General features: G+C 64.1%; 19 protein-coding genes. 12 read left to right on the forward strand and 7 right to left on the reverse strand.

The window, feature by feature from the left end:
* Positions 1 to 68: 68 nt before the first annotated feature.
* Positions 69 to 1,313 (forward strand): TIGR04063 family PEP-CTERM/XrtA system glycosyltransferase, encoded by a 1,245-nt coding sequence (locus J2W40_RS00675; protein WP_310221118.1) that lies wholly within the window; start codon positions 69 to 71, stop codon positions 1,311 to 1,313.
* Positions 1,314 to 1,352: 39 nt separating this feature from the next.
* On the forward strand, positions 1,353 to 2,255 hold the full coding sequence (locus tag J2W40_RS00680) for a hypothetical protein (RefSeq protein WP_310221120.1): 903 nt from the start codon (positions 1,353 to 1,355) through the stop codon (positions 2,253 to 2,255).
* A 3-nt stretch (positions 2,256 to 2,258) separates the two neighbouring features.
* On the opposite strand, the gene J2W40_RS00685 is transcribed toward J2W40_RS00680, so the two are convergent.
* Together J2W40_RS00685 and J2W40_RS00690 are read right to left on the reverse strand one after the other, a co-directional pair.
* Positions 2,259 to 2,630: a hypothetical protein gene (locus J2W40_RS00685; protein WP_310221122.1), complete on the reverse strand. Its 372-nt coding sequence runs from the start codon at positions 2,628 to 2,630 to the stop codon at positions 2,259 to 2,261.
* Entirely contained in the window at positions 2,627 to 2,812 is a 186-nt protein-coding gene (locus J2W40_RS00690; RefSeq protein WP_310221123.1) for a hypothetical protein, read from the reverse strand. Before J2W40_RS00690 ends, J2W40_RS00685 begins: the two co-directional genes overlap by 4 nt.
* A 116-nt stretch (positions 2,813 to 2,928) precedes the next feature.
* On the opposite strand from J2W40_RS00690, the gene J2W40_RS00695 reads away from it, so the two are divergent.
* The 3 genes from J2W40_RS00695 (at position 2,929) to J2W40_RS00705 (ending at position 5,182) form a co-directional block, all read left to right on the forward strand.
* Positions 2,929 to 3,603 (forward strand): S24 family peptidase, encoded by a 675-nt coding sequence (locus J2W40_RS00695; protein WP_310221125.1) that lies wholly within the window; start codon positions 2,929 to 2,931, stop codon positions 3,601 to 3,603.
* A 41-nt stretch (positions 3,604 to 3,644) separates the two neighbouring features.
* Entirely contained in the window at positions 3,645 to 4,562 is a 918-nt protein-coding gene (locus tag J2W40_RS00700; RefSeq protein WP_310221127.1) for an XdhC family protein, read from the forward strand.
* 428 nt (positions 4,563 to 4,990) lie between these two features.
* A complete protein-coding gene (locus J2W40_RS00705) occupies positions 4,991 to 5,182 on the forward strand; it encodes a hypothetical protein (RefSeq protein WP_310221128.1) in 192 nt (63 codons plus the stop codon).
* 248 nt (positions 5,183 to 5,430) lie between these two features.
* Here the strand turns inward: J2W40_RS00705 and J2W40_RS00710 are convergent, their stop codons facing one another.
* From J2W40_RS00710 to J2W40_RS00720, 3 genes are all read right to left on the reverse strand, one after another.
* Positions 5,431 to 5,616 carry a YbdD/YjiX family protein gene (locus tag J2W40_RS00710; protein ID WP_310221130.1) on the reverse strand — a complete coding sequence of 62 codons (186 nt, stop codon included), beginning with the start codon at positions 5,614 to 5,616 and terminating at the stop codon, positions 5,431 to 5,433.
* Complete coding sequence (locus J2W40_RS00715; protein ID WP_310221131.1) at positions 5,613 to 7,661, reverse strand: carbon starvation CstA family protein; 2,049 nt, start codon at positions 7,659 to 7,661, stop codon at positions 5,613 to 5,615. The genes J2W40_RS00710 and J2W40_RS00715 overlap by 4 nt, the downstream gene beginning before the upstream one ends.
* Positions 7,662 to 7,739: 78 nt before the next feature.
* The gene (locus tag J2W40_RS00720) at positions 7,740 to 8,153 is read right to left on the reverse strand and encodes a DoxX family protein (RefSeq protein WP_310221133.1); all 414 of its coding nucleotides are present in this window, start codon (positions 8,151 to 8,153) and stop codon (positions 7,740 to 7,742) included.
* Between the two features lie 117 nt (positions 8,154 to 8,270).
* Between J2W40_RS00720 and J2W40_RS00725 the strand changes: the two genes are divergently transcribed.
* Positions 8,271 to 9,236: a class I SAM-dependent methyltransferase gene (locus tag J2W40_RS00725; RefSeq protein ID WP_310221136.1), complete on the forward strand. Its 966-nt coding sequence runs from the start codon at positions 8,271 to 8,273 to the stop codon at positions 9,234 to 9,236.
* Between the two features lie 30 nt (positions 9,237 to 9,266).
* Here the strand turns inward: J2W40_RS00725 and J2W40_RS00730 are convergent, their stop codons facing one another.
* Both J2W40_RS00730 and J2W40_RS00735 read right to left on the reverse strand, forming a co-directional pair.
* Positions 9,267 to 11,804, reverse strand: a complete 2,538-nt coding sequence (locus J2W40_RS00730) for a penicillin-binding protein 1A (protein ID WP_310221137.1) — start codon at positions 11,802 to 11,804, stop codon at positions 9,267 to 9,269.
* Between the two features lie 76 nt (positions 11,805 to 11,880).
* Entirely contained in the window at positions 11,881 to 13,161 is a 1,281-nt protein-coding gene (locus J2W40_RS00735) for an N-acetylmuramoyl-L-alanine amidase (RefSeq protein WP_310221139.1), read from the reverse strand.
* Positions 13,162 to 13,686: 525 nt separating this feature from the next.
* Between J2W40_RS00735 and J2W40_RS00740 the strand changes: the two genes are divergently transcribed.
* The 6 genes from J2W40_RS00740 to yidD all read left to right on the forward strand — a co-directional run bounded on the left by J2W40_RS00740 (position 13,687) and on the right by yidD (position 19,641).
* Positions 13,687 to 16,371: an Rne/Rng family ribonuclease gene (locus J2W40_RS00740; protein WP_310221141.1), complete on the forward strand. Its 2,685-nt coding sequence runs from the start codon at positions 13,687 to 13,689 to the stop codon at positions 16,369 to 16,371.
* A gap of 164 nt (positions 16,372 to 16,535) precedes the next feature.
* Positions 16,536 to 17,885 (forward strand): M48 family metalloprotease, encoded by a 1,350-nt coding sequence (locus J2W40_RS00745; protein ID WP_310221468.1) that lies wholly within the window; start codon positions 16,536 to 16,538, stop codon positions 17,883 to 17,885.
* 2 nt (positions 17,886 to 17,887) lie between these two features.
* Positions 17,888 to 18,655: a DsbA family protein gene (locus J2W40_RS00750; RefSeq protein WP_310221143.1), complete on the forward strand. Its 768-nt coding sequence runs from the start codon at positions 17,888 to 17,890 to the stop codon at positions 18,653 to 18,655.
* A gap of 205 nt (positions 18,656 to 18,860) precedes the next feature.
* Positions 18,861 to 18,995 (forward strand): 50S ribosomal protein L34, encoded by a 135-nt coding sequence (gene rpmH, locus J2W40_RS00755; RefSeq protein WP_006959075.1) that lies wholly within the window; start codon positions 18,861 to 18,863, stop codon positions 18,993 to 18,995.
* 32 nt (positions 18,996 to 19,027) lie between these two features.
* Positions 19,028 to 19,432, forward strand: a complete 405-nt coding sequence (rnpA, locus tag J2W40_RS00760) for a ribonuclease P protein component (RefSeq protein WP_310221149.1) — start codon at positions 19,028 to 19,030, stop codon at positions 19,430 to 19,432.
* Positions 19,429 to 19,641, forward strand: coding sequence for a membrane protein insertion efficiency factor YidD (gene yidD, locus J2W40_RS00765; protein ID WP_043150905.1), 213 nt, complete (start codon positions 19,429 to 19,431; stop codon positions 19,639 to 19,641). The genes rnpA and yidD overlap by 4 nt, the downstream gene beginning before the upstream one ends.
* Positions 19,642 to 19,662: the final 21 nt, after the last annotated feature.

The following is a 19,662-nucleotide window of genomic DNA, read 5'->3' on the forward strand; positions in this document are numbered from 1 at the left end:
CCGCCTCATCTTCCTAGCGAGACAGAGTTGACGGGGCGTTAAACCTTTTTCGGCAGACAGGGCTGGCTATGACTCGCATCCTTCATGTGCTGGACCACAGCCTCCCGCTCCACAGCGGCTACACCTTTCGGACCCGTGCGATCCTGCGCGCGCAGATGGCGAAGGGCTGGGCGGTGCGTGGCATCACTGGCCATCGCCATGTCGCGCCAAAACCGCTGGACGAAACGGCATCTCTGGAGGAGGAGGTCGATGGCCTCCATTTCCACCGCACGCCGGGAGAGCCTGCGACCGGCAATCCGCTGATTCGCGAATGGCGCGACATATCGGCCCATGCCGACGCGATCGAATCGCTGGTGCGCGATTGGCGGCCCGACATCATCCACGCCCATTCGCCGGTGCTCAACGCCATCGCGGCGCAGCGCGTCGCCAAGCGGCATGGCATCCCGATGATCTACGAAATCCGTGCTTTCTGGGAGGATGCTGCGGTCGGCAACGGCACGGGGACGCAGGGCAGCCCGCGCTATTGGCTCACCCGCCAGCTTGAAACCCATGCCGTGCGCGCCGCCGACGCGGTCGCGGTGATCTGCGAAGGGCTGCGTGGCGACCTGATCGCGCGCGGCATCGATCGGGACAAGATCATCGTGTCGCCCAATGGCGTCGACATGGAACAGTTTGGCGATCCCGTCCCGCGCGACCCTGCGCTGACGGCCAAGCTGGGACTGGAGGGGGCCGATGTCGTCGGCTTCATCGGCAGCTTCTATGATTATGAAGGGCTGGACGACCTGATCGCCGCCATGCCGCGACTCGTGCGCGCCCGGCCCAAGGCGAAGTTGCTGATGGTGGGCGGCGGCCCGCGCGAACAGGCGTTGCGCGAACAGGCGATGGCGTCGCCCTTTGCCGATCATATCGTCTTCGTCGGCCGTGTGCCGCACGACCAGGTCGAACATTATTATGCGCAGGTCGATATCCTCGCCTACCCACGCAAGGCGATGCGGCTGACCGATTTGGTGACCCCGCTCAAGCCGTTGGAAGCCATGGCGCAGGGGCGGCTCGTCGCTGCGTCGAGCGTCGGCGGCCATCGCGAACTGATCGAGGATGGCGTCACCGGCACGCTCTTTGCGCCCGACGATCCGGCGAGCATCGCTGCCGCGCTTGCCGGGCTGTTCGCCGATCGCGCGCCGTGGGACGAACGCCGCGCCGTCGCACGCGCCTTTGTCGAGCGCGAGCGCAACTGGTCGGCCAATATCCTGCGCTACGAACCGGTCTACCAGCACTTGCTGGCCCAAGCCGACGGCGCGCGGGCGGCGGCCTGACGGCATATGGCACCACGAGGATCAAGACCGGACCGGGCCATGGTGATGGCATCGCTGGGCGGCCTCGTCGCTGCGCTGGCGGTGTTGTTGACCCCGGTGGGGCTGATCGAAATGCTGGTGGCGTCCAGTGGGCTGAGCGAAGCGCTGCCCGCCGCCGCGCCGCCGCTGGGCCTTAAAGCCCGAATACTGATCGCTCTTTTCGCCGCTATAATGGTGATGGGGATCATATTGACGATGCGGCGCGACGCAATTGTGGCGACGGAACCAATTGAAAAGAAGCAGCGCGTCGAACGCGCCAAGGGAGCACGAAAAATGGGTTTCGCATTTTCCAAATGGGCCGCGCTGGCGCGGGGCCGTTCCATCGAATCAGTCGAAGGCGCGCCGCCGACGCTGCGCCGGGCCGACGCCCATCCCGATGCGCCGGCGCGCGCGCCGATCTTTGCCAGCCGCGACCTGAACGGCGTCGATATTTTCGCGCGCCCCGAATCAGGACGGCGCGGGCTGGTGGCGCAGGCCTTGGTAGACGCGCCCGCCATCCGGTCCACGCCGGATTTCCCTATGCCAGCCGCGCCCCTGCCGGTTGCCGAGGCAGACTTGCCTCAGCCCGCTTTCCTGCGCCCGGCCGCGCCCCTGATCGAGCCGGAGGCAGCGGACGCAGAAGAGTCCGCACCGTTTATCGAAGCCAAGGCACCCCCTGCTCCCCTGCCAACCCCAGCGCCGCGCCCCTCGACCCAGGGACTCACGATCGGCCAGTTGACCGAGCGGCTGGAACGTGGCCTGTCCCAGCGTCGCCGAACGGCTTCTGAAGATGGCATCCGGGTGCTGGCCGACATGCCACCCGCCATGCCGGTGCCGGTGCGCGATACGCCCGACACCGACACCGACGCCGCGTTGCGCGCTGCGCTGGGCACGCTGCGCAGCATGACCGGCCGCGCGCGCTAAACCCTACCACTCCTCGATCGTCAGCGCCGACAGCTCTACCCATAGGCCGTCGGCGCTGTCGCCCTCTGCATCGACGCAGATGTCGGCGACGAAATGGCGCGGCAGCACCCATTGCGCTTCGCTGAGGCCATCGAGCAGGCGCGCCTTTGCCGCCAATGCCTCCGCTCCGCTCATTGCCAGCCGCACGACATGGCGTCGCCCCTCGAACAAAGCGCTGGCCCAGGGGCGGCTCGCTGCCCGTTCGACGCGGGCATTGTCGCCCGCCCGCGCGATCAACTGCGCCAGCAGGCGGGGCAGGGGGTCGGCCGTGCCTTTTCCTATTGGTTGATTTCGGATCAGGTTGGCCGCGCGCACATGCGGATCGATGCTTGTCATTGGCCGCTGCTCCTGCGATATGTGTTCATGAAATGTTCTACACGTCTCTTTATCCGTTCGCCCGGCTCGCGCCCGCCGCGCAGGTCGAAGACCAGCCGTGGATCGCGCACGCTGGCCCGGCCGAACGTGGTTGGTGGCATCTCGTGGCGGCGAAGGAATGTCTCGATCATGCGCAACAGCATTGGCCTCAATCTCCCCTGTCATGGCGACTCACCCCGCGCGAGCCGTTAGGTATATTCCTATCTCAAAGCCAATTTCCTACTTGTCTAGGAAAAATCTTATCAGTAATGGACGGATCATGGATGAATCGCAGGACGCTCGCACCGCGCTGGAACGGCTGATCGCCGACCGGGGGGAGAATTATGCCGATCTGTCCCGGCTGATCGGCCGCAACTCCGCCTATATCCAGCAGTTCATCAAGCGCGGAACGCCGCGCAAATTGGATGAGGATGACCGCCGCGTGCTGGCCCGCTATTTCGGCGTGCCCGAACAGATGCTGGGCGGGACAGCGGCGGCACCCCTGCCGGCAACGTCCGGCCGGATGCGCAGCGTGCCGGCCGTGGTCGCCGTGCCCCGGCTGGCGCTGGGCGCGTCGGCGGGCGGCGGTACGCTGGACGAGGATGAACGCGCGGCGGGCGTGATGGCGTTCGACGCGCATTGGCTGCGGCACTTGGGCGTTCGGCCGCAGCGCGTGTCCATCATCCGCGTCGATGGCGAATCGATGGCGCCGACGCTCAGCGATGGCGATGACATCATGGTCGATCATGACGATGACGCGCTGCGGCTGCGCGATGGCGTCTATGTGCTACGGCTGGATGGCGTGCTGATGGTCAAGCGGATCGCCATGGGACCGCTGCGGGGCCGGTTCAGCGTGGTCAGCGACAATGTCCATTATCCTGACTGGGCCGATATCGACCCGGCCTTGGTCGATATCGTCGGCCGCGTCGTGTGGACTGGGCGGCGTCTGGTGTAGGTGGTGAGACCACCCTATCTGTGCGCCAAAGGAGTATCGGTGTGAACGACAATGGCGCGGTGATCCGCAAGGGCTTGGAGTGGCGCGGCGCGCGGCTGGCGCTGGCGACGGTGGTATCGACCTGGGGATCGGCCCCGCGCCCGCGCGGCAGCCATATGATCGTCCATGAAGACGGCCGTTTCGAGGGCAGTATTTCGGGCGGCTGCGTCGAAACCGATGTCTTGCAGCGCGCCGCCGAAGTCATCGCCGGACGCGCGGCCCATGTCGAAACCTATGGCGTGGCTGATGGCGATGCATGGGAGGTCGGCCTGCCCTGCGGCGGCGAGATCGCGGTGCTGGTCCAGCCGGTGGGGGAGGGCGGTTTCCCTTCCGACCTGTTCGATCGGATCGACGCAGCCAGCGCGCGGGGCCGCGCCGTCACTCTGGCGACTGACCTTGCGACCGGAGCGACGCAGGAAGGGAGCGGGGAGGGGCTGTTCCTCAACCGCTACGACCCGCCCCGCCGCCTGCTGATCGTCGGCGCGGTGCAGATCGCCCAGTCGCTCGTGCCGCTGGCGCAGGCGATCGGCGTGACCCCGGTCCTGATCGACCCGCGCGGCCGCTTCCTCACCGCCGAACGCTTCCCCGGCGTCGAACTGGACGACCGCTGGCCCGACGAGGCCATCGCCGCGCGCTTCCCCGGCGAATCGACCGCCGTCGTCACGCTCAGCCACGACATCAAGATCGACGACCCCGCGCTGGCCGCAGCGTTGCGCGCACCGACCGGCTACATCGCGGCGCTAGGCTCCCGCAAAAGCCACGCGGCAAGGCTGGAGCGATTGGCGGCCATGGGCTTTGGCGCGGACGATCTGGCGCGGATTGACGGTCCGGCGGGGTTGGACATCGGCGCGATCGGCGCCGCGGAAATCGCGCTGTCGATCACGGCGGGCATGGTGGCGGGGTTCAACCGGAGGCGGTGAGGTGGTGGTGGAGACAGGGCAGGCAGATTGAAGAACGAAACCACCCTCAAATGCCGTCACCCCGGACTTGATCCGGGGTCCATGAGCCTCACCCCCTCAATGACGCCGGACCCAAGAGCCAATAGATGCCGGGTCAAGCCCGGCATGACGGCAAGTGGTGGGAAACTGCTGTATTAAGGTAGCCCTTCCCGGCGTCGAAAATCGAGCAGCATTAAAAACTCGGTTGGCTACGAATCGCGAAGCTGTGATTCGATTAGCGATAGTTCCGCGTCTGTCGTGAGAGTTCTGCCTGAGCGCTTCATTTGGCTGTGCGTCATGTTGTTAGTTTGGCAGCGGCAGTCCATTCCAAGGGGCGGTTGCCAGCGCATCCAAAAGGAATGATCCCAAGGCAGAATGACTTTGCTTAAAGGGAGATGGCTAGGATCGGTATGCGCATCACCTACCACGATGCCGTACTTAAATGGAAACGCTGCGCGGGCTTGCTGGTCCCGCTGAACGCGCGCTGCCGCCCGCGCGAGCTTAAGCGAGACCCTGAAGAAGCGCTCGGCCAGCAAGCGTTCAACATCGGCTCCAAAGCCGATATTGATGTGAGTGACCAAATCAAAGAAGTTAGCCTCTGAGCCTCCTCGAAGCATTGTTGTAAGCATCGCAGCGTACAATTCTCCAGCGAGAGCTTCTGCGAAGGGTGCCTCCCAATTCAAAGCCGCCATAACTTGCGGCGTCCAAGCAGCGATCAGTAGTCCATCGCGATCCGCGATCCAGTCAATCAGGTCGTTTGCAGCTACCGCCATAACCGAACTCATAGTCTTAAATTAGGCTGACGACATCGCGTTTTGCTTGGCGACAGATGGGCGCTTCCAGGCCCCCCCTAACAACAGCGCCCGCCATTCTTCCCCCCATAGCGCGCTTCCTGCCGGTCACGGAAAAACGCCGTGCGGTCCATCACTGGCTGCCCCGGATGATGCGCCTCGCAATGCCGCAGATAGGCGTCATAGTCGGGCATCCCCACCATCAGCCGCGCGGTCTGGCGCAGCGTGTGAAGCAGCCCGCTCATGCCGTCGGGACCAGTTGCGCGGGGATTTCCTGCGCGGTCGGCTCCGTGCTGCGGCGCGCGGCGAGGCAGGTGCGGATCGTGAAGACCAGCAGCGATAACACAACCGCCAGGAACAGCGCGACCAGCGCCGCGTCGATCCGGTCGTTGAAGATGATGCGTTCCATCTCCGCCATCGACTTGGCCGGGGCCAACACCTCGCCCTTGTCCGCCGCGGCGCTGAACTTCGCCGCATGGGCCAGGAAGCCGAGTTTGGGATCGGGCGAGAAGAGCTTGAGCCACCCCGCCGATAGGGTGCAGACCAGCAGCCAAGCGGTCGGGATCATCGTCACCCAGGCGAAGCGGTCGCGCTTCATGCGGAACAGCACCGCCGTTGCCAGCATCAGCGCAATTGCGGCGAGCATCTGGTTCGAGATGCCAAAGACCGGCCACAGCGTATTCACCCCGCCTAGCGGATCGGTGACGCCTTGATAGAGGAAGAAGCCCCAGGCCGCGACCGTCAGCGCAGTCGCGACGATGCCCGGCGCATGGCTCTTGCTCTCCTTGAAGGACGGCACCGCCAGCGCGATCAGATCCTGCAGCATGAAGCGCCCGGCGCGCGTGCCGGCATCGACGGCGGTCAGGATGAACAGCGCCTCGAAAAGAATCGCGAAATGATACCAGAAGGCCTTCATCGCCGGGCCGCCGACGACATGGCTGAAAATCTCCGCCATCGCCACCGCCAGCGTCGGCGCGCCGCCGGTGCGCGAAATGATGCTATGTTCGCCGACATCCTTCGCCGTCTGGGTGATGAGGTCGGCCGAGATGGGGAAGCCCATGGCGGTGACGGCGGCCGACGCACTCGCGGCATCGGTGCCGATGATCGCGCCGGGGCTGTTCATCGTGAAATAGATGCCGGGGTCCAAAATCGACGCGCCGACCAGCGCCATGATCGCCACGAACGCCTCCATCAGCATCGCGCCATAGCCGATCACCGGGGCATGGGCTTCGCTGGCGATCAGCTTGGGCGTGGTGCCACTGGAAATCAGCGCATGAAAGCCCGACACTGCGCCACAGGCGATGGTGATGAACAGGAAGGGGAAGAGGCCGCCCGCCCACACTGGCCCGCCGCCATCGACAAACTGGGTCAGCGCGGGCATTTTGAGCGGCGGGGCCATGATGACGATGCCGATCGCCAGCGCCGCGATCGCCCCGATCTTCAGGAAGGTGGAGAGATAGTCGCGCGGCGCGAGCAACAGCCACACCGGCAGCACCGACGCCACCGCGCCATAGCCGATCAATATCCAGCACAGTTGCACCGGCGTAAAGGTGAAGATCGGCCCCCAGACCGGCGAGGCGGCAATCGCCTGGCCATAGACGATCGCGGCGAGCAGACCGACCAAACCCAGCAGCGAGACTTCGCCGATCCGACCCGGCCGGATCCATCGCGTATAGACGCCCATGAACATCGCCAGCGGTACGGTCGCCGCCACCGTGAACATGCCCCACGGACTTTCGGCCAGCGCCTTGACGACGATCAGCGCCAGCACCGCGAGGATGATGACCATGATCATGAATGCGCCGATCAGCGCGATCGTCCCGGCCCATTGGCCCATCTCCATGCGGATGAGTTCGCCCAGCGACTTGCCGTCGCGGCGCATGGAGATGAACAGGACCATGAAATCCTGCACCGCGCCCGCCAGCACGACGCCCACGATGATCCAGAGCGTGCCGGGCAGATAGCCCATTTGCGCCGCCAGCACTGGCCCGACCAGCGGCCCCGCGCCCGCAATCGCCGCGAAATGATGGCCGAACAAGACCGTCCGGTCGGTCGCGACATAGTCCAGCCCGTCGGCGCGGCGCACAGCAGGCGTCGGCCGCGACGGGTCGAGCCGCATCACATGGCGCGCGATGAACAGCGCATAATAGCGATAGGCGACCAGAAAGCTGCTGACGGCCGCAACGACGATCCACAGCGCATTGACCGCCTCGCCCCGCGATATGGCCACGACGCTGAGCGCCACCGCGCCGACAATCGCCAATGCTATCCAGGGAAGATGCCGGGTCATCGCTCTCTCTTGTGATCGTCGGTCAGAGGTGGGCACAGTAAGCCGCTCTCGTCAAAAGACAATCACACGATGGTCCGATCAGCGCCGTCGCGCGAACGGCCAGTCGATCACACCACTCGCCCATAGCGCCCACCAGATGATCAGCGGTTGCAGCGCCAGTCGCGGCCCATGATACCACCAGCTCAAATGCACGCCGTTCAGCGGAATGTCGCCCAGCGCATGATGGATGTTGGCGGGCCATACGCACAAGGCATAAAGCGCCAGACCGATGCCAGCCGCCCGGCGCAGCGGCGGCAGCATCAACCCCACCGCGCCTGCAATCTCCGCAATCCCGGTCAGCCAAACAACGCTGGCGGGGAAGGGCACCCAATCGGGCGTGATCGCGATGAACCCGCCCGGCGACCGCAAATGCGCGACGCCTGTGATCAGATAGGCCAGCGCGAGCAGTCCACTGGCAATCCTGCGCCTGTCATTGTCTCCAGCTATCGTCATGCCGGGCCGATCACCCCGGCGAAAAACAATCTGTCATCAATCTGATGTTCCAATTGTCGGAAAATCATGCTCCATACAGCCCGTCTGCGTGGAGCTGACGGGGGGAGATTTAGTAAAATGGCAGCCATCGTTCCAAGTCCTAATCAGTCGTCTGACATCTACCCCAGTCCAGACAATATGGGCATTTCCGGGCAAGGCGGTCGCCTGACCAGTTTCTGCGTCTGGGCCGACGGGAATTTCGCACCGATCGAGTTTTTGCTGCCGCAGATCCGTGTCCAATCGCAAATTCGGCCTTTCACTTTCGAGCGCCGGTTCGCCGATAGCGGCCAAACGCCCCCCACTCAGCAAGAACTGGATGCCCTTCGTCCTTGGGCCTACCAGATTGAATTCGGCAGCGCATCCACGCGGGGTAATCGCGATAATGACGAATGGATTTACCACCGCTATCGCGCTAGCACGTTGGTTGGGCTAGCTGCGGAAATTGCCGGAGACCGGCGGTCTAGCATGTCCGTACTCGATGTGGCCTGTCATTGTGGCGTATTCGCGCTGGAGTTTTCCGAGCTCGGCTTTGGTGACGTGCGCGGCGTAGACCTTCGTCTTGAGAACATCGCGCAGGCAAAGTATCTGGCTCAGCGTTTCGGGGTCGATAATGTGCGTTTTTCGGTCGATAATGCGCGTGACCTAAAGGCCATGGAAAAAGCGGACATTATCTTTTGCGGTGGATTGATCTACCACATCACTTTTCCAATCGAGATATTGCGCGACATCTATGATCGGACGGAGGAATTTGCAATCATCGATACCGTTGCGCAGCGGCATCCTTTTTCGGGTTTTGAAATTGTCGCATCCCGCGATGTGTCATCCTCGCTGGAAGGCGAAGCATCGGTAGAATTTTCGCCCACATATCGCGGGATGATCGACACGATTCATGCAGCGGGCTTCACCGAAGTCTACGAGATTGTCGGCAGTTGTGCTGCCGAGTCGCCCCACTACCGCGCCTATACGACCCGATCATTTTTGGCTGTGAAGAAGAGGGATGGCGTATTTAAGGCTTTTCGCGAACGTGCGATGGCGCAGAGCTAATACACAGGACGCGGCTGTTCCGCCGCGTCCTTAATAAATCCCGCCCTGATCCTGCAGGAAGTCGGCGTCGGAACGGTGGCGGCGTTGGCCTGACGCGGCTTTGGCGGCGGCGACCTTGGCCTGGGCTTCGGCTTCCTCCTTGCGGATGGTGCGGCGCGGTTCCGATTCGGGCTTGAACGCTTCCCAGATGACGGCGGCCTTAGGCTCGCTGGTCGGCCAGGCACCATAGACGCGCTTGCCCGACCGCCGGTCGATCGGCACCATGCGGATGCCCGCCGGTGCGACGAACGGCGTCTTGGGCATGGTTTCCAGGATCGGGGCCATCGCCGCCTTCCAGATCGGTGCGGCGATGCGGCCGCCCTGCGCCCAACCGCCAAGGCTGCGCGGCTGGTCATAACCGATATAGACGCCTGCGACGAGATCGGGCGATCCGCCCACGAACCATACGTTGGTCGGGCCGTTGGTGGTGCCGGTCTTGCCGAACAGCGGGCGCTTCAAGTCCGCCAATACCGTCGCGGTGCCGCGCTGGACCACGCCTTCGGTGATATGGACGACCTGATAGGCGGTCATCGGGTTCATCACCTGTTTGCCCTCCATGCCAAAGCGGGGCATCGGCTTGCCGTCCCAATTGGCCATGTTGCATCCGTCGCACGGCCGCCAGCGTTCGGGCCAGATCACCTTGCCGCGCCGGTCCTGCACATAATCCATCACCTTCGACGGGAATTGCCGCCCATGATTGGCCAGGGTGGCATAGGCATTGACCATCTTCTCTACCGTGGTGTCACCGGCGCCCAGCGCGAAGGAGAGATAGGGTTGATAATCGCCGATCCCCATGCCCTTGATGGTCCGAACGACCTTTTCCATGCCGGTCTGGCTGGCGGCGCGCACGGTCATCAGGTTGCGCGATTGCTCCACGCCCCAACGCATCGTCTGCGGCCCGGCGCTGCCGCCGGAAAAGTTGCGGAAGCATTTCTGTCCCAGCCCCGCGCCCTGATAAACGCATAAAGGGCCATCGACGATGATCGAGGCGGGCGTCATCCCGCTGTCGAGCGCGGCGGCATAGACGAACGGCTTGATCGTCGATCCCGGCTGGCGCATCGCCTGCGTCGCCCGGTTGTAGGAAGAAAGGCGCGCGTCGAAGCCGCCCTGCATGGCGCGGATGCGGCCCGAATGCACCTCTTCCACGACCATGCCGCCCGATACTTCGGGGATGTTGCGCAAGGCCCAGTTGGCTCCGTTACGCGCGACCACGATGATGTCGCCCGGCTGCATCGCGGAAAAGGCGGGGCCGCCGCTCTTGCGATAGGCCATTTGCGCTTGGGCGGCGGGCAAGGTGCCGGTGCTGCCGTCGGCAAAGCCGATCTGCGCTTCCGATGATGTGCGGCTGATGATGACGGCGACGCGCCATTCGGCATAATCGACGTCGATATAGCTCGCTGCCAGTTCACGTTCCCAGCCGCGTTCGATATTGATCTTGGCGACCGGGCCGGACCAGCCGCGCCCGGCGTCAAAACGCAGCAGACCATTGCGCAGGGCGTTGGCGGTGCTCTCCTGCGCTACCGGATCATAGGGGCTGCGGACCCACAGGCCCCCCGCATAGACGCTGTTGGGGCCATCCTCCGCTTTTTCGCCGAACAGGCTGATCAGGCGGCGGCGAACTTCCTCCATATAATAGCCGCCCGCGCGCGCATCGAAGCTAGAACTGTGCATGGCGACGGTGCCGAGCGGCAGCGCCGCCGCGGCGTCGCGCTGCGCTGTCGTGATCCAGCCACTTCGGACCATTTCACCCAGCGCCCAGTTGCGCCGGTCGAGCGCGCGCGCCATGCCGCTTTCGCTTTCCGGGCGATAATTGGCGGGGCCTTTGGGCAGGATCGACAGATAGGCCATTTCATGGAGCGCCAGGTCGGCGACATCCTTGTTGAAATAGGCGCGCGAGGCCGCCTGCACGCCATAGGCGTTCCGGCCGAGGAAGATCTGGTTGAGGTAGAGTTCGAGTATCTGCTGCTTGCTCAGCACATTTTCCATGCGGTAGGCGAGGATCATCTCCTTCACCTTGCGTGTGGGCGAATATTCATCGCCGATCAGCAGATTCTTGGCGACCTGCTGGGTAATGGTCGAGCCGCCGCGCGCGCGCTGGCCAGAGCCGAACTTGCGGGCATAATCCAGCACCGCGCCCGCAAAGCCTGGAATGTCGACGCCATGATGCTCGAAAAAGGTCTTATCCTCGGCCGCCAGATAGGCGCGGATCAACAGCGGCGGGTAATCGCTATACTGCAATTGCACGCGGCGTTCGCGTGCATAGCTGTGAACCGGCTCGCCATTAATGTCGCGCACGATGGTCGGCAACGGCGGCTCATATTCTAGCAGCGTCGCGGCGTCTGGCAGGCCGCGCGCAAAGATCAGCCAGAATAGTAGGCAGGCGGTGAGGAAGGCGCCGAGCAGGATCGCGCCCCAACGAACGAAGCGGCGCTGCCACAGGCTGCGCAGCGCCCCCATTGCGCCACCTGCGTCGCGCCGCAGACGATAGGCAAAGGATGATGGGGCGGTATCGGGACGGGCCTCTTCCATGGGAATGAGGCTCTAGGGTCAAATTGCGGGCAAGGCTAGAGCCGTGATTGTCATTGGACGGATCGACGCGGTCGGATCAACCGCCCGACGGTCCGCCGCGCATCGCCAGCTTCCGTGCGAAATGCACTTCGATCGCACGGGCCACGCCGCGTGCAATCTTGGTCTGGCCCTCGCGGGAAGACAGAAATGCGGCGTCCTGCGCATTGCTGATATAGCCCGTTTCGAACAGGACCGATGGCGTGTCGGGGGCTTTGAGCACCATCAGCGAGGCAAAGCGATGATAGCTGCTGCGGAACGGCACATAGGGCGCGGCTTCGCGCTGGAGCAGGCGGGCGAAGCTGGCCGAGATATTGAGCGATTCGCGCTGGGTCAGGTCGATCAGGATCGAGGAGACGTCGCCTGACTGGCCGCCCAGATTGACGCCATTGATGATGTCGGCCTTGTTCTCGCGCGCTGCGAGCCGTGCGGCTTCGCGGTCGGACGCTGTTTCCGACAAGGTATACACCGTCGCGCCCTGCGCTTCCGTGTTCTCGGCCGCGTCGGCGTGAATGGAAATGAACAGGTCCGCGCCCAGCTTGCGCGCAATGCCATAGCGTTCCTGCAAGATCAGATATTTGTCATCGTCGCGGGTCAGCGCCACGCGCACCCGGCCTGATTTCACGAGCTGGTCGCGGATCGCTTGCGCGATCGCCAGCGTGACATCCTTCTCGCGCTTGCCCATTTCGCTGTTGACCGCGCCTGGATCATGACCGCCATGGCCTGCATCAATCACCACCAGCGGCCGCGCGCCGTCCTGGGCTCCTTCGACAGGGGGCAGGGCGACGCCGCGCGCTGCCGTCGGGATCGGCACAGTGATGGAGTGAAGGCGCTTTTGCGGGCGCGCCGCCATATTGGCTGGCGCATCGAAACGCATCCGGCCTTTGCCCATCTCGCTACGAAAGCGGCTGTCGGTCACGCCCTGAAGCGCGAAGCTAAGCGACTTGCCGTCAGCGGCGATTGCCGGCTGACCCAGTGTCGCAGGCGTTGCAAGATCAAGCACGACCCGCGCGGTGTCGTTGCTTAGCTGGCCTTGCCGTACAGCGGTCACCGTGGCGCTCGCGGGCGCGAAATGGCCACGACCCACCTGCGCGCCATTAATGTCCAGGGCGATCCGGCGCGGCGTGTCGAGCAGGAAGGCTGACGCGCCATTCACGCGATCGTCGAAGCGGACGACGACCCGATCATCTTGCACGAAAACGCCGGAAATCCCTCCGGCGCTGCCAGGGACGGACAGGGCGATCGTACTTGCCAGGGCCATGCTCAAAAACATGCGCGATGTGTGCAACGCAGCCCGGTGAGCCGTCCAGCCAATTTTCATGCTGCTTATATCCGTCCAGCGTCCCCACGCTAAAGGCCGGGTTAAGCATCGCCGCCTTGCATCCGGTAAAATGAGAGAGTTAACGGCATTTTTAGCATGAAGAGGCAGAAGGGTGTCGCGGATTGCCTTCGCGACATAATATTTCCTACAGCCGTTGCTCCCTACCGCTTTGGCTGCTACCCATTCACATTCCTGCAATGTCCGCCTTTTCTATGCGGCGCGGCGCAGGCCCAAGAAGACGGCTGGTTGGCGCGATCCGCGCCGCCGCGCCGATGTTATGAACAGGTTGACGCTGCATGAGGCATGAATTTCCATCCACGCTGACCCCGGTAACGGGCGTCGCGGCGTGGTTGGTTCGGCCCGGCGCCATGTCCGGCCCTGCCGACGCAGCAGACGCGCAGTTTTTCCATCTAACCCGGACGATGCCGACATCCGCGCCCTTACCGGCGCGCAGGCGGCCGTCCCTTCACTATCGCATGGTGGCCCGGCCCAGCGCCGTCGACCGCCATCGCCGGAGAATCATAAATGACAATGCGTATGCTGATCGACGCGCGCCACCGGGAAGAAACCCGTGTCGCGGTCGTCAAAGGTAATCGGATCGAAGAATTCGACTTCGAATCCTCCGAGCACAAGCAGCTCAAGGGCAATATCTATCTGGCCAAGGTGACGCGGGTCGAACCCTCGCTCCAGGCGGCCTTTGTCGATTATGGCGGCAACCGCCACGGCTTCCTCGCTTTCAGCGAAATCCACCCCGACTATTACCAGATCCCGCGCGAAGATCGCGAAGCCCTGCTGCGCGAAGAGCGCGAGCATGCCGAAGAAGAGGCCGCGTTGCGCGCCGACTTCGACGATGAGGACGAGGATGGCGAGGGCGTCGAGATCGTCGAAGCGACGCATCATCACGACGATGATGAAGATAGCGCACCCGAGGGCGAAGCGGCCGAGGGCGAGGCGTCCGAAGGCGGTCGCCCGAACCGGGGTCGTCGCGGCAAGCCCGGCGATGACGCTGCCGAGGAACTGCGCCGCAAGCGCATGGCGCTGCGCCGCCGCTACAAGATTCAAGACGTCATCAAGCGCCGCCAGGTGCTGCTGGTCCAGGTCGTCAAGGAAGAACGCGGCAATAAGGGCGCGGCGCTGACCACCTATTTGTCGCTGGCCGGCCGCTATTGCGTGCTGATGCCGAACACCAGCCATGGCGGCGGTATTTCGCGCAAGATCAGCAACGCGGCTGACCGCAAGCGGTTGAAGACGATCATCGCCGAAATGGCGCTCCCTTCCTCAATGGGCTGCATCGTCCGCACCGCTGGGCTTCAGCGCACCAAGCCGGAAATCAAGCGCGACTTCGATTATCTCGCCCGCCTGTGGGACGAGATTCGCGAAAAGACGCTGCAGGCCGCCGCGCCCGAACTGATCCATAATGACAGCGACCTCATCAAGCGCGCGATCCGCGATATCTACAATAAGGATATCGAAGAGGTCATCGTCGAGGGCGAGGAAGGCTATCGCGCCGCCAAGGACTTCATGCGCCTGCTGATGCCGAGCCATGTGCGTCGGGTGAAGCAATATGCCGACCCCGTTTCGCTGTTCCAGCGCGCGAGCGTCGAAGATCAGCTGGCCGCCATGTATAACCCGGTCGTACAGCTGAAATCGGGTGGCTATCTGGTCATCAATCCGACCGAAGCCTTGGTGTCGATCGACATCAACTCCGGCCGTTCGACCCGCGAACATGGCATCGAACAGACCGCCGTTGCCACCAACCTGGAAGCCGCGCGCGAGATCGCGCGCCAGTTGCGCCTGCGCGACATGGCGGGCCTCGTCGTCATCGACTTTATCGACATGGAGAATAACTCCAACATCCGTAAGGTCGAGAAGGCGATGAAGGAAGCGCTGCGTGACGATCGCGCCCGCATCCAGGTCGGCCGCATTTCGGGCTTCGGCCTCATGGAAATGAGCCGCCAGCGTCTGCGCACCGGCGTATTGGAAGCCTCGACTCGCCAATGCCCACATTGCGAAGGCACCGGCCTTGTCCGCACCGCTTCGTCGGCGGGCCTGTCGGCGCTGCGCATGTTGGAAGAAGAAGCGGCCCGTGGTCGCGGCAACTGCATCACCCTGCGCGCCAGCCAGGAAGCGGCCTTCTATGTCCTCAACAACAAGCGTCGCGAACTGGACGAGATCGAACAGCGCTATGGCGTGCGGATTGAAATTCTGCCCGATGGCGAAGTTGAGGGCGCGCGCATGTCGGTCGAGGCCAGCGGCCCGCGCCCTGAGCGCGTCGTAAGCTACGCGCCGCTTCCTGAAGACGACGAAGATTTCGACGTCATCGAGGAAGAGGAAGAAGCCGAAGTGGAGGAAGAAGAGGCTGAAGAGCCCGAAACGCCTGCCGAAGCCGCCGACCGCGCTGAACGGGGCGAGGATCGCGAAGGCGGTCGCCGTCGTCGTCGCCGCCGTCGCCGTCGTGGCGGACCGCGTGAGGACGGCCAGGCCGAAGGCGCCACCGAGGAAGAGGGCGCTGTCGAAGGCGATAGCGATGCCGACGCCGACGCAGAGGGTGAAGCCGAAGCCGAACCCGTCGAAGCCAATGGCGGCACCGAAGAGGAAGGCGGCGCACGTCGTCGCGGTCGTCGCGGTCGCCGTGGCGGTCGTCGCCGTCGCGAAGGTGGTGATGAGGCGGTGAACGCGGAAGCCACCGAATCGGCCGACGCCGAGCCGGTCGTGGAAGACGCGCCGGTCGAGCAAGCGCCCGTCGAGGAGGCTCCGGCAGAGGAAGCCCCCAAGACTCGCCGCCGTCCCCGTGCTCGCAAGCCCAAGGCTGAAGCCGAAGCGGTCGTAGAGACCGTCGAAGCCCCGGCCGAAGCGGTTGTCGCCGAGGAAGTGCCCGTCGAAGCCCCGGTCAAGCCCAAGCGCACCCGTCGTACCAAGGCGCAGATCGAAGCGGAAGCGGCTGCGGCCGCCGAAGCGCCGACTGCCGAGGAAGCGCCGGCCAAGCCCAAGCGTACCCGCCGCAAGAAGGCGGACGCCGTGGCTCAGGATGCCGCGCCCGACGCCGCGATCGCGGCACCCGCCCCGGTCGAGCCGACCCCAGCCGAATCGGTGCAGACGGCTGAACCTGTCGCTGCTGAAGGCGATGTGGCCAACGCTCAAGCGGAAGACGGGCAGAATGAAGACGGTACGCCCCGTCGCGGCTGGTGGCAGCGCACCTTCGGCCAATAAGCCGGACTGGACGCCACAGCCATGAACAAGCGCCGCTGCCCTGCCGGTCCCGACCGGAGCGCAGCGGCGCTTTTCGTTGCGCCTCGCTTCACGCGCGGTTCAGGGCGATCATGGCACCGCGCGGCGGTGATGGTCTGCTCTCCTACATTCCACGGACACTGCTGATGCGGGGCCGGTTGAAACTCGTCGCGCTGGCCGCTCTGGCCCTGGCCAGCGTTGCGCGCCCCGCGCTGGCGCAGAGCATATTGCGCGATGCCGAAACCGAAGCTTTCATGGCGGATATGTCCGCCCCCTTGGTCAAGGCGGCGGGCATGCAGCCGCGCAACGTCCAGATCATGGTCATCAATAACCCGGAAATAAACGCTTTCGTCGCGGGCGGCCAATATGTCTGGGTGCATAGTGGCCTGCTCGCACAGGCGGACAATGTGAACCAGGTGCAGGGCGTTGTGGCGCACGAACTGGGGCATATCGAAGGGGGGCATATTGTTCGCTTTGGCGAAGGCATAAAAGAGGCAACAGGTGTGACTCTGCTCAGCCTGGTGCTGGGCGCGGCTGCCATTGCGGCGGGTGGGGCCGAAGCGGGCCTGGGAATCATGGGGCTTGGCCAGCAGGCTGCGATGAGCCGGTTTCTGGCTTTCTCGCGCGGCCAGGAAAGCTCAGCCGATCTGGCTGGCGCGCGCTATCTAAGCGCAGCGGGTATCAGCGGCAAAGGCAGCCTGGAATTTTTCAAGAAGCTGCAAAATCAGGAATATCGCCTCGCGATCCCGCAGGACAATAGCTATGGCCGCACCCATCCGCTGTCGGGCGAGCGGATCAGTGTGCTCCGCGAAGTCTATACCGTCGATCCGGCTTGGGAAAAGTCGATCGACCCGCAACTCGAAGCCCGATTCGAGCGGATCAAGGCCAAGCTGATTGGCTTTGTGTCCGAGCCCACCCAGACCTTGCAGAAATATCCTGAAAGTGACCAGTCGATCCCGGCCCACTATGCGCGTGCCTATGCCTGGCACAAGAGCGCCTATCCGCAGCGCGCCCTGTACGAAGCGGATGCCCTGCTGGCCGCCGCGCCGAATGACCCCTATTTTCTGGAACTCAAGGGCCAGATATTGCTCGAAAGTGGCCGCCCCAAGGATGCGGTCGCGCCCTTGCGCGAAGCGGTACGGATCACCAATCAGCCGCTCATCTCTGTCCTCCTTGCCCACGCGCTGATTGCGACCGAGGATGAGGCCAATTTCGCTGAGGCTGAACAAGTGCTGCGCCTCGCTGTCCAGCGCGACCGGGAAAATCCCTTTGCCTGGTATCAGCTTGGCGTCGTCTATGAACGGCGGGGGGACACGCCCCGCGCCGCGCTCGCGACGGCCGAACGCTACGCCATGATGGGGCAGCATCCCATGGCGCTGCGCAGCGCCGACGCCGCGATGCAGGGGTTGCAGCAGGGCACGGTTGACTATCTGCGGGCGCAGGATATCGCCATGACCTCGCGCGCGGCGATCGAGCAGCAGCGGAAGAAAAGATAAAGATGACAGACCAGCCCCGGCCCGGCGTTCGCGCGGCCCTTTCCAACAGGACGATTCAGATGACCCTTGGCGCTTTCGCCTTTATCGCCGCTGCCGCTGGCACTGCGCTCGCCGTGCAGGCACCCACCAGCGTCGCCGCCACCGATAAGGCCGCGATCGAGAAAATCGTCCACGACTATATTCTCGATCACCCGGAGATCATCCCGCAGGCGATCGAGAAATTGCAGGCCAACCGGATGTCGACCACCATCACCGACAACCGCGCCGCGCTTGAAAAGCCCTATGCCGGGGCTTGGGAAGGGGCGGCCAATGCCGACGTCACTGTGGTCGAATTTTTCGACTATGCCTGCGGCTATTGCCGCGCCTCGCTCCCCGACCTTGCCAAGCTGGTCGCTGGCGATGCCAAGGTGAAGGTCGTCTACCGCGAGCTCCCCATCCTGTCGGAAGAAAGCAGCGACGCGGCGAAGGTGTCGCTGCTCGCCGCCGAACGCGGCCAATATATGGCCTATCACAAAGCCATGTATGGCGCGGGCCGGGTGACGCGCGACAGCATCATCGCTGCGGCGGGCAAGGCGGGGATCAGCAAGGCCGATGCCGAAGCCGCCATCGCATCGAGCAAATATGACGCCGAAATCCAGTCCAACATCGCGCTCGCCCAGAAATTGCAGGCGAGTGGCACGCCGACCTTCGTGATCGGCGGCCAGGTGTTGAACGGCGCGGTGGGCTATGATGCGCTCCAGAGCGGGGTCGCAGCCGCGCGCGGGAAATAATCATGTCTCCGTTTGGTTCGAGCCTGTCGAGAACTCTGCTGCCAGGCTTCTCGACAGGCTCGAACCGAACGGCAGCCGGCGCCACGCTCCACCATTGACTTCCACCCCTCCTTTGCCTATCGGACGCACCCTGACTTGCGGCCGCTGCTTTGGCGGCCCTTTTTTGTCACGCCCGATTCTCTAGTTGTTTTTTGAGGAATGAACGATGAAGCGCACTTTTCAGCCGAGCAATCTGGTTCGGAAGCGCCGTCACGGTTATCGCGCCCGCATGGCGACCCCTGGCGGCCGCAACATCATCCGCGCCCGTCGTGCGCGCGGTCGCAAGAGCCTGAGCGCCTGATCGAAGGGCCGCCTTCGGCCGCGCCTGCCATCATGGGCAAGCGGGCCGATTTTCTGGCGGCCAATCGCGGCAAGCGCGCACCCATGCCGGGCTTCGTCCTGCTGGTGCGCGACCGTGCCGATGGCGATCCGGCGATGCGCTTTGGCATCACGGTCACGAAAAAAGTGGGCGGCGCCGTCATCCGTAACCGGATGAAGCGCCGCTTTCGCGTTCTCGCGCGCGAATTGCTGCCGCTCCATGGCTTTGCCGGTGCAGACCATGTGCTGATCGGCCGCGATGGCGGGATCGAGCGCGATTTCACCCTGCTGCGCACCGAATTGCAAAAGGCGCTGGGCAAGATTGCGCGCGCGCCGCAAGCAGGTGACAGCCCGCCGCGCCATGGCGCGCGGGCGGGGCATGGCCGGGGCAAGGGCGGGGGCAAGGACAAAGTCCCATGATCGGCCGCCTGCTCATCCTGATCGCGCGCGCCTGGCAGCTTGGCCCTTCGCGCATCCTGCCGCCCTCCTGCCGCTTCGCGCCCTCCTGCTCGGAATATGCGATTCTCGCGATCCGCAAATATGGCGCGATCAAGGGTAGCTGGTTGGCGGGCAAGCGGCTAATGCGATGCCACCCATGGGGCGGGTCGGGCTATGACCCGGTTCCCTGATAAAGACACAAGAGACGGCGG

The organism is Sphingobium xenophagum (assembly GCF_031457465.1).
Classification (GTDB): Bacteria; Pseudomonadota; Alphaproteobacteria; order Sphingomonadales; family Sphingomonadaceae; genus Sphingobium; species Sphingobium xenophagum_A.

What these genes read in the sequence shown, in the direction of transcription:
- J2W40_RS00675 (WP_310221118.1), top strand. Translation starts at nt 69, where the DNA reads ATGACTCGCATCCTTCATGTGCTGGACCACAGCCTCCCGCTCCACAGC.
- J2W40_RS00680 (WP_310221120.1), top strand. Translation starts at nt 1,353, where the DNA reads ATGGTGATGGCATCGCTGGGCGGCCTCGTCGCTGCGCTGGCGGTGTTG.
- J2W40_RS00685 (WP_310221122.1), bottom strand. Translation starts at nt 2,630, where the DNA reads ATGACAAGCATCGATCCGCATGTGCGCGCGGCCAACCTGATCCGAAAT.
- J2W40_RS00690 (WP_310221123.1), bottom strand. Translation starts at nt 2,812, where the DNA reads ATGCTGTTGCGCATGATCGAGACATTCCTTCGCCGCCACGAGATGCCA.
- J2W40_RS00695 (WP_310221125.1), top strand. Translation starts at nt 2,929, where the DNA reads ATGGATGAATCGCAGGACGCTCGCACCGCGCTGGAACGGCTGATCGCC.
- J2W40_RS00705 (WP_310221128.1), top strand. Translation starts at nt 4,991, where the DNA reads ATGCGCATCACCTACCACGATGCCGTACTTAAATGGAAACGCTGCGCG.
- J2W40_RS00710 (WP_310221130.1), bottom strand. Translation starts at nt 5,616, where the DNA reads ATGAGCGGGCTGCTTCACACGCTGCGCCAGACCGCGCGGCTGATGGTG.
- J2W40_RS00715 (WP_310221131.1), bottom strand. Translation starts at nt 7,661, where the DNA reads ATGACCCGGCATCTTCCCTGGATAGCATTGGCGATTGTCGGCGCGGTG.
- J2W40_RS00720 (WP_310221133.1), bottom strand. Translation starts at nt 8,153, where the DNA reads ATGACGATAGCTGGAGACAATGACAGGCGCAGGATTGCCAGTGGACTG.
- J2W40_RS00725 (WP_310221136.1), top strand. Translation starts at nt 8,271, where the DNA reads ATGGCAGCCATCGTTCCAAGTCCTAATCAGTCGTCTGACATCTACCCC.
- J2W40_RS00730 (WP_310221137.1), bottom strand. Translation starts at nt 11,804, where the DNA reads ATGGAAGAGGCCCGTCCCGATACCGCCCCATCATCCTTTGCCTATCGT.
- J2W40_RS00735 (WP_310221139.1), bottom strand. Translation starts at nt 13,161, where the DNA reads ATGAAAATTGGCTGGACGGCTCACCGGGCTGCGTTGCACACATCGCGC.
- J2W40_RS00740 (WP_310221141.1), top strand. Translation starts at nt 13,687, where the DNA reads ATGACAATGCGTATGCTGATCGACGCGCGCCACCGGGAAGAAACCCGT.
- J2W40_RS00745 (WP_310221468.1), top strand. Translation starts at nt 16,536, where the DNA reads ATGCGGGGCCGGTTGAAACTCGTCGCGCTGGCCGCTCTGGCCCTGGCC.
- J2W40_RS00750 (WP_310221143.1), top strand. Translation starts at nt 17,888, where the DNA reads ATGACAGACCAGCCCCGGCCCGGCGTTCGCGCGGCCCTTTCCAACAGG.
- rpmH (WP_006959075.1), top strand. Translation starts at nt 18,861, where the DNA reads ATGAAGCGCACTTTTCAGCCGAGCAATCTGGTTCGGAAGCGCCGTCAC.
- rnpA (WP_310221149.1), top strand. Translation starts at nt 19,028, where the DNA reads ATGGGCAAGCGGGCCGATTTTCTGGCGGCCAATCGCGGCAAGCGCGCA.
- yidD (WP_043150905.1), top strand. Translation starts at nt 19,429, where the DNA reads ATGATCGGCCGCCTGCTCATCCTGATCGCGCGCGCCTGGCAGCTTGGC.